The 12,286-nt window shown below is 54.1% G+C and carries 12 protein-coding genes; 4 read left to right on the top strand and 8 right to left on the bottom strand.

What is annotated here, in order from left to right; genetic code table 11:
• Positions 1 to 45: 45 nt before the first annotated feature.
• On the bottom strand, positions 46 to 1,947 hold the full coding sequence (locus tag LX59_RS03370) for an ATP-binding cassette domain-containing protein (protein WP_144570432.1): 1,902 nt from the start codon (positions 1,945 to 1,947) through the stop codon (positions 46 to 48).
• Positions 1,948 to 2,078: 131 nt separating this feature from the next.
• On the opposite strand from LX59_RS03370, the gene LX59_RS03365 reads away from it, so the two are divergent.
• Both LX59_RS03365 and LX59_RS03360 read left to right on the top strand, forming a co-directional pair.
• Positions 2,079 to 4,004: a transglycosylase SLT domain-containing protein gene (locus tag LX59_RS03365; protein WP_144570431.1), complete on the top strand. Its 1,926-nt coding sequence runs from the start codon at positions 2,079 to 2,081 to the stop codon at positions 4,002 to 4,004.
• Between the two features lie 9 nt (positions 4,005 to 4,013).
• Positions 4,014 to 4,730, top strand: coding sequence for a ribonuclease T2 family protein (locus LX59_RS03360; RefSeq protein ID WP_144570430.1), 717 nt, complete (start codon positions 4,014 to 4,016; stop codon positions 4,728 to 4,730).
• Here the strand turns inward: LX59_RS03360 and LX59_RS03355 are convergent.
• Positions 4,727 to 5,602 carry a DUF72 domain-containing protein gene (locus LX59_RS03355; protein ID WP_144570429.1) on the bottom strand — a complete coding sequence of 292 codons (876 nt, stop codon included), beginning with the start codon at positions 5,600 to 5,602 and terminating at the stop codon, positions 4,727 to 4,729. The two genes, LX59_RS03360 and LX59_RS03355, sit on opposite strands and share 4 nt — an antisense overlap.
• Positions 5,595 to 5,861, bottom strand: a complete 267-nt coding sequence (locus LX59_RS03350) for a hypothetical protein (protein WP_144570428.1) — start codon at positions 5,859 to 5,861, stop codon at positions 5,595 to 5,597. Before LX59_RS03350 ends, LX59_RS03355 begins: the two co-directional genes overlap by 8 nt.
• A 222-nt stretch (positions 5,862 to 6,083) precedes the next feature.
• On the opposite strand from LX59_RS03350, the gene LX59_RS03345 reads away from it, so the two are divergent.
• Together LX59_RS03345 and LX59_RS16120 are read left to right on the top strand one after the other, a co-directional pair.
• Positions 6,084 to 6,317, top strand: coding sequence for a CopG family transcriptional regulator (locus LX59_RS03345; RefSeq protein WP_144570427.1), 234 nt, complete (start codon positions 6,084 to 6,086; stop codon positions 6,315 to 6,317).
• Complete coding sequence (locus tag LX59_RS16120; protein WP_144570426.1) at positions 6,304 to 6,570, top strand: type II toxin-antitoxin system RelE family toxin; 267 nt, start codon at positions 6,304 to 6,306, stop codon at positions 6,568 to 6,570. The genes LX59_RS03345 and LX59_RS16120 overlap by 14 nt, the downstream gene beginning before the upstream one ends.
• A gap of 9 nt (positions 6,571 to 6,579) precedes the next feature.
• Here the strand turns inward: LX59_RS16120 and tsaB are convergent, their stop codons facing one another.
• The 5 genes from tsaB to prfB all read right to left on the bottom strand — a co-directional run bounded on the left by tsaB (position 6,580) and on the right by prfB (position 12,268).
• A complete protein-coding gene (gene tsaB / locus LX59_RS03335) occupies positions 6,580 to 7,257 on the bottom strand; it encodes a tRNA (adenosine(37)-N6)-threonylcarbamoyltransferase complex dimerization subunit type 1 TsaB (RefSeq protein WP_144570425.1) in 678 nt (225 codons plus the stop codon).
• Between the two features lie 96 nt (positions 7,258 to 7,353).
• Positions 7,354 to 8,001 (bottom strand): adenylate kinase, encoded by a 648-nt coding sequence (gene adk / locus LX59_RS03330; protein WP_144570424.1) that lies wholly within the window; start codon positions 7,999 to 8,001, stop codon positions 7,354 to 7,356.
• A 239-nt stretch (positions 8,002 to 8,240) separates the two neighbouring features.
• On the bottom strand, positions 8,241 to 9,533 hold the full coding sequence (locus tag LX59_RS03325; RefSeq protein WP_170234327.1) for a flavohemoglobin expression-modulating QEGLA motif protein: 1,293 nt from the start codon (positions 9,531 to 9,533) through the stop codon (positions 8,241 to 8,243).
• 51 nt (positions 9,534 to 9,584) lie between these two features.
• Complete coding sequence (gene lysS, locus LX59_RS03320; RefSeq protein ID WP_144570676.1) at positions 9,585 to 11,087, bottom strand: lysine--tRNA ligase; 1,503 nt, start codon at positions 11,085 to 11,087, stop codon at positions 9,585 to 9,587.
• 85 nt (positions 11,088 to 11,172) lie between these two features.
• A protein-coding gene (prfB, locus tag LX59_RS03315) for a peptide chain release factor 2 (protein ID WP_144570423.1) occupies positions 11,173 to 12,268 on the bottom strand; the annotation gives its coding sequence in 2 pieces (ribosomal slippage) (positions 11,173 to 12,195 and positions 12,197 to 12,268; 1,095 coding nt in all).
• Positions 12,269 to 12,286 lie beyond the last annotated feature (18 nt).

Raw genomic sequence — 12,286 nt, 5'->3', positions numbered from 1 at the left:
TCGTAACAGCCGTTCACAGCGGGCAAGCTTGGATCATACAACAAGTTATCCTTCTAACTCGGCCCAACGCTCCAGCAATTGATCTAACTCCTGCTGCATGGCCTCCGTGCGGGCTAAGGCGGCGTTGGTTTCCGCGGCCGATTTTTGGAAAAAGTTGGGATCAGACATTTGCGCCTGCAATTGCTCCATATCGGCCTCCAATCGCTCAATCCGCGCCGGTAATTCGTCCAGCTCACGTTGCAGTTTATAGCTAAGTTTTTTCTTCGTTGGCTCGGCGGCTGCGGCTTGAGGCGCAGCGACTGGGGTTGGAGCTTTGGCTTTTGCGGCCTTTTCTTCTGCCACCCCTAATAAGCGCGGCGATCCACCTTGGCGTAACCAATCTTGGTAGCCGCCCACGTATTCGCGCACCTTACCCTCGCCTTCAAACACTAAAGTGCTGGTAACGACGTTGTCCAAAAACGCCCGGTCATGGCTGACCATCAATACGGTGCCGGTGAACTCCAGCAGCACTTCTTCCAAGAGCTCTAGGGTTTCTACGTCCAAATCGTTGGTGGGTTCGTCCAGCACCAGCAGGTTAGCGGGTTTACTGAATAACTTGGCTAACAGCAAACGCGCCCGCTCACCACCCGATAATGCCTTAACCGGAGAGCGTGCCCGCTGTGGGCTGAATAGAAAATCGCCCAGATAGCTCATGATATGGCGGCTTTGACCGTTGATGGTGATAAAGTCTCGTCCTTCAGCCAAGTTATCAATCAACGTCTTTTCCGGATCAAGCTGACCGCGCAACTGGTCGAAATAGGCGACTTCTAACTTAGTCCCAATTTCCACTGTGCCAGAGGTGGGTTGCAGCTCACCCAATAGAAGTTTGAGCAAGGTCGTTTTGCCCGTACCGTTAGCCCCCAACAGCCCTAAACGATCACCGCGCTGAATCACCAGTGAGAAGTCTTTAATCAGCTCACCGCCTTCTGGATGCTGGAAGCTCAGGTGCTCAGCCACAATCACTTGCTTGCCAGATTTATCCGAAGCCTCAATCTGAAAGCTGGCTTTCCCTTGGCGGTCTCGGCGCTCGCTGCGCTCAACCCGCAGGTCTTTTAGGGCGCGTACTCGGCCTTCGTTACGGGTACGCCGCGCTTTAATGCCTTGGCGAATCCACACTTCTTCCTGCGCCAGTTTTTTATCGAACAAGGCATTGGCAGTTTCTTCAGCCGCCAGTTGCTGTTCTTTATGCACTAAGAAGCTGGCGTAATCGCCGTTCCAGTCAATCAGGTGACCCCGGTCTAACTCCAGAATCCGCGTGGCCAGATTTTGCAAAAACGCCCGGTCGTGGGTGATGAACAGCACCGCGCCGTTAAAGCCCTTCAGCGCCTCTTCCAACCAAGCGATGGCCCCAATGTCCAGATGGTTGGTGGGCTCGTCCAGCAGCAGCAAATCCGGCTCAGAAACCAAGGCCTGCGCTAACAATACCCGCCGCCGCCACCCACCCGACAACTCTGCCAGACTTTTATCCGCCGGGAGTTGCAGGCGGCTGAGAATACTTTCTACCAATTGCCCCAAACGCCAACCATCGCGGGCTTCCAGCTCTTGCTGCACCTGCATCAGTTGGTTGAGGTCATCGTCGCTCTGAATGTTTTGGCTCAGGTGGTGATAACGGGCTAGCAGCTCACCGACTCCGGTTAAACCTTCGGCCACCACGTCATAGACGCTCCGCTCATCGGCTAGAGGCAGTTCTTGAGGGAGTTCGCCAATCTTAAGGGCTGGAGCGCGCCAAATTTCACCATCGTCGGCTTTTTGCTCACCTTTCACCAAGCGCAATAGGCTGGATTTCCCCGTGCCGTTACGCCCAATAATGCATACGCGCTCGCCCCGAGCAATCTGCCAAGAAACATGGTCGAGCAAGGGCATCGCCCCGTAAGCCAAGGAAACGTCGGTGAATTTAAGCAGGGTCATGGTTACCTCCAGAACAGGGTTTCCATTCTAGCAGAGGCTTTCTTGTTACTTCTGGAATACAGTGGATGCGTTTCGCTCACCCAAGGAGCAAGGTAAGCTACGCCCTTCCCACGCTTCCTGCCGGAACTACCATGCGCCGTCGACTGCTTTTACTGTGTTGCCTTAGCCTGAGCTTACTGCCTTCCGTACAAGCAGCCACCTTAGAGCAACAACGCCAGTATTATGATGCCGCTCAAAAAGCTTTGGCCAAAGGCGATGCCTCCGTGTATCAAGCCTACCAAGGAGCCTTAAGCGATTACCCCCTTGAGCCCTATCTGGCCTATACCGAACTGACCGCACGTCTTAATACCGCCAGCAGTGCCGAAGTAGATGCCTTTTTACTGGAGCACGGCGATCTGCCGCAAATCCGTTGGATGAAAATGCGCTGGTTAAAATTACTGGCAGAGCGCGGCGATTGGTCAAACTTCATCCGCCATTACGATTTGAACCTAAAATTCGCGGAATTGGACTGTCTGTACGGGCAGGCGTTATTGGCTCTAGGCAAAACCCCTGAAGGCTATGCCGTTGCTGAGCGCCTATGGATGGTGGGTGATTCCCAACCCAATGCCTGCGATCCTTTATTCAGCCGCTGGGCCGCCAGTGGCGCACTGACGGACGATAAACTCTGGCAACGCACTAAGCTGGCAGTAGACGCGAACAACACCAGTTTGGCCCGAGCGCTGATTAAACAACTGCCCAGCCGCTGGCAAACCACCGGGCAACTGATGCTGGATACCGCCCAGAAGCCACAGTTACTCAATCAGCCGGAGCGTTTTGTACCCTCTAGCTTAGAAATGGGCGATGCGGTAGGCGCAGGCTTAAAGCAACTGGTGAAGCAAAACGTCGATCAAGCCGCCGATCTGTTGGAGGCTTATGCTCGTCGTGTGGCCTTTTCTGAGGATGAACAGGCAGCCTTAGCCCGTCAAATTGGCTTGCGTTTAGCCAAACGCTTTGACCGGCGCGCCTTAGACATCATGGCCCAGTACGATCCCAAACTCCAAGACGCAACCCTGACCGAATGGCGGGCGCGCCTGCTGCTGCGCCTAGGGCGTTGGGATGAAGCTTATCAACTCACCAGCCGTTTACCGCTGGAATTAGCCAGTACCAACCGTTGGCGTTATTGGCAAGCCCGTAGCTTAGAGCTGTCCCATAAGGACGATGCCAAAGCCCGTTTGCTCTACCAAGCTGTAGCCCAAGAACGCGACTTTTACGGCTTTTTATCCGCCGACCGTATTCGCACTACCTATCAAGTCCGCCATCAACCCATGGAGCTGAGCCCGCAACTGGTCAATCGGGTACGCAACTCAGCCATCATCCGGCGCGCTATGGAGTTTTATGCCCGAGGCCAAATCACCGAAGCCCGCCGTGAGTGGTATCACACCAGCAACGTATTCCAGCGTGACGAATTAGTCGCCCAAGCCCGCATGGGTTACGAGATGGGCTGGTACTTTCCCGCCATTCGCAGCATCAGTCAGGCGCAATATTGGGATGATTTAGAGGTACGTTTCCCCATGGCGCACGGGGAACATATGGTCAACGCTGCGCAACAGCGTGAAATACAGCCAAGCTGGGTGTTTGCCATTACCCGCCAAGAAAGCGCCTTTATGACCGATGCCCGCTCCTCAGTAGGGGCCAGCGGCCTGATGCAATTAATGCCTGCCACCGCCCAAGAAACCGCCAAGCGCTTTGGTATCCCCCTAAAATCGGACCAACAGGTTTTAGACCCCAGCACCAATATTCAGTTGGGTGCCGCTTATTTGAGTCAGGTATACGGCCAGTTTAACGGCAACCGTGTATTGGCTTCCGCCGCTTATAACGCAGGGCCGGGACGTGTGCGTCAGTGGCTGAAGGATGCGCGACATCTGTCTTTTGATGTGTGGATTGAAAGCATCCCCTTTGATGAAACCCGTCAATATGTGCAAAACGTGCTGTCTTATGCGGTCATTTACAGCCAAAAACTGAACAACCGCCCCCAACCCTTGGTGGAGTGGCACGAGCGCTTTTTTGACGAGCCTTAAGGAAGAATCATGCAGTACCTTAAACCGCTGTTAGTTGCGGCAAGCCTTCTCCTGTCCAGTCAAGGAGTACAGGCGCAGGAAGCTTGCAACCTACCCAGCAGTATTCCAGCGCCTAAGCTGCAAAAGATTGACTGTGCCAATAACAGTCGCCCGGACTCCTTTGTGCTGGCGCTGTCTTGGTCGCCCCAATACTGTGCTAGTACCAAGCACGATTCTGAAGACTTCCGCTTCCAATGTGAAAAAAACAAGTTTGGCTTTGTGGTTCATGGTCTTTGGCCACAGAACTCCAATGCCAAAGACAAGTGCGATCATCCGCGCCACTGTGAGCAATCAATGGTGGATAAAGCCACCGTACAAAAGAATCTATGCACTGTACCGAGTATTGGGCTGATTCAAGGGCAATGGCAAAAACACGGCAGTTGCAGTGGCTTGAGCGCGCCCGCTTACTTCGACAAAATCCGCGCCCTATCTCAAGCTTTGACTAAGCCTGACCTTAGCCGCTTAGTGAACGCCGATGGCTATACCACCGCTGGAGAAATCATTCAGGCCTTTGTGCAGGCCAACCAAAGCCTGAAGCTGCCTCGTGATGCGGTGGCTGTGCAGGTCGGCTCTAAAAATGCCTTTAGAGAAGTCTTTATCTGCTACGACCTGAACTACCGTTTCACCACCTGCACCAACAGCCGCACCCCCGATAAGCAACGGGTATTCGTCACGCCTAAAGGCTAATCGAACAAACTGGGCTGGCGCTGCTCGGGCTCTGGCCAATTCAGCTCGGGCAGCCCCGGTAAGCGCTCCATCAAATACCCATGAAAACGGCGCGCTAACTCCGGCGCTCGGCGGTTATCCGGTGTATGCAGGTAAATATGAGGCGTTAATCCAGCTTCTATCCACTCCGCCAACTTGTCGATCCAAGGCTTTAGAAAGGGATCATTGGCTTCCAACTCAGGACGACCGATAAAGCGCACTTGCGGACTCTGGGTTAAAGCGGCGGGTCGCACCGGCAAACGCGGCTTACGTCCTTGGGCATGTAGCACCGCAGGATCAGAAGAGCTGCAACTAAACAAAGCGCGGGAATCCAGACAAATCCGCTCTACTCCATAGTCACGCAATAAACGGTTGAGACTGCGCTCGGCCTCACCTTTGGCAAAAAACTCCAGATGCCGTACTTCAACGGCTAAGGGAATGCTCAAAGGAGTCAAGGTTTCCAACAGGCTCACCAGCTCCGGCAAACGCAGCGCTGTAAAACGAGCGGGCAATTGCAGCCAGAGGGGATTTAATCGGCTACTTAACGGGGCCAGCAAATGCACAAAATCAACCGCTGCTGCCTGCATTGTGCCCAAATCCTCAGCATGACTGATATCACGCGGAAACTTGGCACAAAAGCGAAAATCAGGCGGCATGATGCTGGCCCAGCGCTGAACTGTAGCCGCAGAAGGACGGGCATAAAAGGTGGTATTCCCTTCTACTCCGTTAAACACGCGCACATAGTGTTCCAGAAAGGCTGAGCTGGATACCCCAGCCGGATACAGCGCACCCTGCCATGCCGCTTCGCTCCATGAAGGGCAGCCCAACACATAGGGCAAGCCCCGCTCAGACATACAGATCCACGCCCATCAACAGATCGGTGTATTCCGGCATTGGCGTATCAAAGCCTGCAATCTCGGTGTAACTGGCCAAGGCTTGGGCGGCCAAGAAAGATAGCCCTTCCACCGTCACAGGACGCGCTTGGGCTGTGCGCCCTGAGGCCTGTGCGCGAGAGCGTGCAGGCTGTTCCGATTGAGTACGTCCTGAAGCTGGAGCCGGTGTATTCGGCCGCCGACTGGGAACCGGAAATGAGGAAGAGCCTTCAATACGCATGATGGATTGCTACATCCTCAAGGTGGCTAAGGGCGAAATAAGAGAAAGGCATTAAAGCATTTCCACTAAGGGCGAAACAAATTCAGTAAAACTTGAGAAAATGGTCTACAGTTAAAACGCTAAAACGCTAAAACGCTAAAACGCTAAAACGCTAAAACGCTAAAACGCTAAAACGCTAAAACGCTAAAACTGAATTTAGTCACGTCTTTAGAGCGATATCTAATGAGCGAATTATCCAAAAGATCCACTGTGTATTTTGAACCCAGTATTCACCAAGCCTTAAAGATGAAAGCCGCCATCTCCCAAGTCTCTGTATCAGAAATCGTTGATGAAGCGGTGCGGCTTTTAATATCCGAAGATCAGCAAGATCTGGAAGCCATTGCTGAACGAAACGACGAACCCGAAATGACCTACGAAGCCCTAATCAACGAATTACAGGCCGATGGCAAAATATAAAATTCTTTTTAAGAAATCTGTTGCCAAGGATTTACGTAGTATTCCAAGTACAGATGTGAAAAAAATTCTAGCGAGGATTGAGGCTCTAGCGGCTGATCCAAGGGCAGAGGGGTGCATAAAACTCACGGGAGCTGAAAAATACCGAGTGCGACAAGGAATGTACCGCATCATTTACGAAATACGGGATGCAGAACTGGTTATAAGCGTAATCAAGGTTGGACATCGCTCTAGCGTGTACCAACAAAGTAGTTAAGTATTACCCCTAACTAGACTTCTTTGGAGTCGCCACCTTATCCCGCAAATAAACCGGCTGTGCCTCATCAGCGATTACAGCTTCGCCTTTTTGCCAAGCGGGAAGAGCTAAGGTCAGCAAATCTTGGGCATGGGGCAGTAAACCGACCTCTAAGCCTACTGAAGCTACAGGAATCCGCGCCGCATACGTCCAACCCGTACCTGCACCCAACCAATCGCCCTCAGCAGTACGCGGCAAGCTGACCTGCTCCGGTGGCAATACGGCTTCTAAGCCTTGCAACTGCATCACCCCTTCGTGGGCTTGATAGCAGCCCCAATACACCTCGTCCATGCGGGCATCAATGGCTACAGCTACTTGCTGTGCGCCCTGCTCACGCCATGCGCGTTGGGCAATAGCGGCCAGATTGGAAATAGGCAACACAGGGCGATCCAGCGCAAAGGCCAAGCCCTGCACCACCCCCACAGCAATCCGCACCCCCGTAAAGGCTCCCGGCCCGCGTCCAAAAGCAATGGCTTCTAGCGCGGATAAAGGCAAACCCGCCTCAGCCATAAGCTGTTGAATCATAGGCAACACTCGCTGAGCATGCAGGCGCGGAATAACTTCATAGTGGCTGAGTATCTGGCCTTGATGCAGAAGCGCGACCGAGCAGGCTTCCGTAGCGGTATCGAGTGCCAGTAAGGTGGTCATGGGTAGTTATCCAAAAACAGGGCAGAACAAAGCGGGGCAGTGTATCAGAAGCCCAAGATGCTTCTACTCTGCCCCGCTGGGAGGGTACTAAACGGCTTATTTCAGCGCTGCAAGAACCTTGGTGGCGATTTCATCCACGGTGCCTACACCCGCCACACAAGCGTAGCTCGGCTTGCCTTCGGTAGCGCCCAAGGCTTGGTAGAAATCCACCAGCGGCTTGGTTTGATCGTGGTAAATAGCCAGACGTTTACGGATGGTTTCTTCTTTATCGTCGTCGCGCTGAATCAGATCTTCGCCAGTCACGTCGTCTTTACCCGCAGTTTTCGGCGGATTGTGCTCAATGTGGTACACACGACCTGAGTTTGGATGCACCCGGCGACCGGACAGACGCTGCACGATTTCTTCGTCTTCTACGGCGATTTCCAGCACTTTGTCCAAGGTAACGCCGGCTTTCTTCAGCGCTTCCGCTTGGGGAATAGTGCGTGGGAAACCGTCTAGCAAAAAGCCCTTGGCGCAGTCTGCTTGGGTCAGACGCTCTTCAATCAGGGCAATGATCAGATCATCAGAGACTAAACCGCCCTTCTCCATCACATCCTTCACTTTTAATCCCAGCTCAGTGCCTGCTTTCACAGCAGCACGCAGCATGTCGCCGGTGGAAATCTGTGGAATGCCGAACTGCTCGGTGATAAAACGAGCCTGAGTGCCTTTACCCGCACCGGGCGCGCCCAGCAGAATCACACGCATTGGATAGCTCCTCGAAAGTAAAAATAACCGCCGCTTAGGAAAACTGTTGCGCTCGCTCAGACAGGTAGCGGGTACAGCACGCAGTCTCTAAGAGGGGCGACACCATACACAAGCAACGGGATGCCCCACAAGCCAGCGTGTGGCGTATGCGCACAAAACCAAAATGGCCAGCCTGTCTGGAATAAGACAGATTAGACCATAGTCTAATGCCTGCCGAATTTTATTACATTTCTCCACTGCTACAGAATATTGGCGTAATCCGCTTCTACCCGATCCAAGCTGAGGTGGTTTAAAAAGTTAGAAAAACACATCCACGCCGAGAGCGCATTTAAATCAGCAAACTGCGATGGCAGATATTTGGGCGGAATCACCATACCCTCCTCCACCAACTGGCGCAGGGTGCGCATATCTTCCAAAGTGGTTTTGCCACAGAACAGCAGCGGAATTTGCTCCAAGCGCCCCTTACGCACCGCCAACTGAATGTAGTTGTACACCATGATAAAGCCCTTCAAATAGGACAAATCCTTAGTAAAGGGCAAACCCTGGGGCGTAGAGCCTCGGAATACGCGACTGGTTTGAGTATAGGCCTCCTCTTCGTTGTAGTCTTGGCTGCGGAAGAATCGGTACACCTCAATAAAGTCCGCACCCTCTTCGGCCATATGAATTGCGCGGGTACGATTAGTCAAACGACGCAAACGGGTCGGATAGGAGGCAAAGGCGATCACCTCCATCAAGATGGCCAAGCCCTCTTGAGTGATGGTGGAAGACGGCGGCCCCTTCGCCAGAAAGGTGCAAATCGGCTGATTTTGCCCATTTAGGGTGGTGCCCACGTGCACTAAACCTTCGTGCACCTCTAACGCCCGAATGTCGCGCTGATTGAACAGGGCATCGCGGCGGATTTTGATGTAGTCGGCTCCAGCAGCGGCATCGGCCACAATGCCATCGGACTCAAATACCTGAATCACGTTTCCGCCCACGCCAAACACCTGATCCAAGCGGCTTTGCAGCAGCTCCACCGCCTGATTGGAGTTCAGGGTTTTGGGTTCGTCTTTTAAATCGCTGCGGCGGTCGATGTTGTCCAGATAGCGCGACAGCATCAAGCCCAGATCCGCCAAGGTAGGATCACCGGCATGAAAAGCATCGGTAGCGGAGCCGTACAAATCCTGAGAGATCAAGCCAAAATCCGCTGTACCGCGCGCCTCCAGCATGCGTACCACCATACGGTACTCTTTGCACATGCGGCGCATGATCTGGCCCACAGGGCTAAATTGCCCCATATAACGGGTAATATCCCGCTCAATGGCCTGAAATTCCTGCTTTTTAGCCGCCGCGTCAAAACCTAGGGGACGATTCTCGTAGTAAGCACGATCCACAGCCGGTAAGGCTTTACCCTTGGCCGCAAAAAATCCCTGACGCAGACTGTCCGTCCACTTCACCGCATCCAGCACTCGAATAGGGATCTGTGCTTCAACGATGCGATCCGACAGGGTGCGTACCAGACGCTGATACTCGGTCAGTTCCGCCGCGCTCATCCTTACCTCCGGCTGAGGCGGATCCCTTGCAGGATCCGCAAAGCTGGGAGTTTACTGCTCAGGCCGCATGTGCGGGAACAAAATCACGTCCCGGATGGAAGGCGAGTTGGTCAGCAGCATCACCAAACGGTCAATACCGATGCCCTCGCCGGCGGTCGGGGGCATACCGTACTCCAGCGCGCGCACAAAGTCGGCGTCGAAGTGCATGGCTTCGTCGTCCCCTGCATCCTTGTCTTTCACCTGCTGGTGGAAACGCTCGGCCTGATCCTCTGCATCATTCAGCTCGGAATAGGCGTTGGCGATTTCACGACCACCGATGAACAGCTCAAAACGGTCGGTCACGCTTGGGTCATCGTCGCTACGGCGCGCCAGCGGTGACACCTCGAAGGGGTAACGAGTGATGAAGGTCGGCTGCTCCAGTCGATGCTCCACCAGCTCTTCGAAGATCATGGTTTGCAGTTTGCCCAGACCTTCAAAGCCCTTCACATCAGCCCCAGCCTTTTTGGCGATGGCGCGGCACTTCTCAACGTCTTGCAAATCGGCAGCGCTGATTTCAGGGTTGTATTGCAGGATGGAATCAAACACCGACAGGCGCGCAAAGGGTTTGCCGAAGTGGAATACCTTGTCGCCGTAAGGAACGTCGGTAGTGCCCAGCACCAGCTCGGCCAGTTCGCGGAACAGCGCTTCGGTCAAATCCATGTTGTCTTCGTAATCGGCGTAAGCCTGATAGAACTCCAACATGGTGAATTCGGGGTTGTGGCGCGTGGAAACGCCTTCGTTACGGAAGTTACGGTTGATCTCGAACACCCGCTCAAAACCACCGACCACCAGACGCTTGAGGTACAGCTCCGGTGCAATACGCAGGAACATTTGCATGTCCAAAGCATTGTGGTGGGTTTCAAAAGGCTTGGCCGCCGCACCACCGGGAATGGTTTGCAGCATCGGGGTTTCCACTTCGAGGAACTGGCGCTCGTTGAGGAATTTGCGGATGTGGGCGATCACCTGAGAGCGCACGCGGAAGGTATGGCGCGCCTCTTCGTTGACAATCAAATCCACATAACGCTGGCGGTAGCGCTGCTCGGTATCGGTCAAACCGTGGTGCTTATCCGGCAGCGGGCGCAGGGATTTGGTCAGCAAACGCACGGAGGTCATGTGCACATACAGATCGCCCTTGCCCGAGCGCGCCAGCGGGCCTTCAGCGGCGATGATGTCGCCCAAGTCCCAATGTTTGATGGCTTCCAGAGTTTCAGCAGGCAGACCTTTACGATCCACATACAGCTGAATACGGCCGCTCAAATCTTGGATGACGATAAAGGCACCCCGATTGAGCATGATACGACCGGCCACCTTGACCGGAATCGCCGCCGCTTCCAGCTCTTCCTTGGTGGCGGCGACATACTGCTCTTGCAGATCCTTGCAATAGCTGTCGCGGCGGAAGTCATTAGGAAAGGCGTTGCCCTTGGCACGCTCAGCAGCCAGCTTCTCCTTACGCAAGGCGATCAGCTGGTTTTCTTCCTCGTGGATGGCATGCGGATTTAGCGGTTGTTCGCTCATGGTCGTCGTATCGTTCTCAATGGGGCGGGCAATTCCCGCTGGGCACACATCAGCCCCCGTCACGAGGAGCTGCTCGCTCGTGCAGTTACAGCCCTTGTTTCAGGCTGGCTTCAATAAACTCGTCCAGATCGCCGTCCAGCACCGCATCGCAGTTGCTGTTTTCGATGCCGGTACGCAGGTCTTTAATCCGCGACTGATCCAACACGTAGGAGCGGATTTGATGGCCCCAACCGATATCAGACTTGGTGTCTTCCAAGGCTTGGGCCGCAGCGTTGCGCTTCATCATTTCCAACTCGTACAACTTAGCGCGCAACATCTTCATGGCGCGGTCTTTGTTGGCGTGTTGAGAGCGCTCGTTCTGGCAGCAGACCACGGTATTGGTGGGCAAGTGGGTAATCCGCACCGCCGAATCCGTGGTGTTTACGTGCTGACCACCAGCACCGGAAGAGCGGTAGGTATCGATACGCAAATCCGCCGGATTGATGTCGATTTCGATGTTGTCGTCGATTTCCGGCGACGCAAAGACCGCCGAGAAGGAGGTATGGCGACGGTTGCCGGAGTCAAAGGGACTCTTACGCACTAAGCGGTGGACGCCAATTTCGGTACGCAGCCAACCAAAGGCATATTCGCCACGAATGTGCACCGTAGCACTCTTAATGCCCGCCACTTCACCTTCGGACAGCTCGACAATCTCCTTGTCAAAGCCGTGTTTATCCGCCCAACGCAGGTACATGCGCAGCAGCATGTTGGCCCAGTCTTGCGCCTCGGTACCACCGGAACCGGCTTGGATGTCCAGATAGGCGTTGTTGGGATCCATTTCGCCGCTGAACATGCGACGAAACTCCAGCTTTTCCAGAATTTCCCGCAGCCGATCCACCTCAGCCGCCACATCATCGACGGCATTTTGGTCGTTTTCCTCGACTGCCATATCCAACAGATCGCGGGAATCTGCTAGACCACTGGTCAGTTCGTCCAGAGTTTCAACGATCAGGGCTAACTGTGCCCGCTCACGTCCCAAATTCTGCGCGTATTCTGGGTTGTTCCAGATGTTGGGATCTTCTAGCTCACGGTTGACTTCGGTCAGGCGATCAGCTTTAAGATCGTAGTCAAAGATACCCCCGAATGGCTTGGGTGCGTTCGGATAAATCCTTAATACTGTTCAGGATCGGGTTGATTTCCATGACGGCCTGTGCTCTCGG

Source organism: Azomonas agilis, from assembly GCF_007830255.1.
Lineage (GTDB): Bacteria > Pseudomonadota > Gammaproteobacteria > Pseudomonadales > Pseudomonadaceae > Azomonas > Azomonas agilis.
This window is presented reverse-complemented; position numbering and strand designations above follow the sequence as displayed.

Excerpts from the sequence above, each read along its gene's own strand:
- LX59_RS03370 (WP_144570432.1), bottom strand. The coding sequence starts at position 1,947 with ATGACCCTGCTTAAATTCACCGACGTTTCCTTGGCTTACGGGGCGATG.
- LX59_RS03365 (WP_144570431.1), top strand. The coding sequence starts at position 2,079 with ATGCGCCGTCGACTGCTTTTACTGTGTTGCCTTAGCCTGAGCTTACTG.
- LX59_RS03360 (WP_144570430.1), top strand. The coding sequence starts at position 4,014 with ATGCAGTACCTTAAACCGCTGTTAGTTGCGGCAAGCCTTCTCCTGTCC.
- LX59_RS03355 (WP_144570429.1), bottom strand. The coding sequence starts at position 5,602 with ATGTCTGAGCGGGGCTTGCCCTATGTGTTGGGCTGCCCTTCATGGAGC.
- LX59_RS03350 (WP_144570428.1), bottom strand. The coding sequence starts at position 5,861 with ATGCGTATTGAAGGCTCTTCCTCATTTCCGGTTCCCAGTCGGCGGCCG.
- LX59_RS03345 (WP_144570427.1), top strand. The coding sequence starts at position 6,084 with ATGAGCGAATTATCCAAAAGATCCACTGTGTATTTTGAACCCAGTATT.
- LX59_RS16120 (WP_144570426.1), top strand. The coding sequence starts at position 6,304 with ATGGCAAAATATAAAATTCTTTTTAAGAAATCTGTTGCCAAGGATTTA.
- tsaB (WP_144570425.1), bottom strand. The coding sequence starts at position 7,257 with ATGACCACCTTACTGGCACTCGATACCGCTACGGAAGCCTGCTCGGTC.
- adk (WP_144570424.1), bottom strand. The coding sequence starts at position 8,001 with ATGCGTGTGATTCTGCTGGGCGCGCCCGGTGCGGGTAAAGGCACTCAG.
- LX59_RS03325 (WP_170234327.1), bottom strand. The coding sequence starts at position 9,533 with ATGAGCGCGGCGGAACTGACCGAGTATCAGCGTCTGGTACGCACCCTG.
- lysS (WP_144570676.1), bottom strand. The coding sequence starts at position 11,087 with ATGAGCGAACAACCGCTAAATCCGCATGCCATCCACGAGGAAGAAAAC.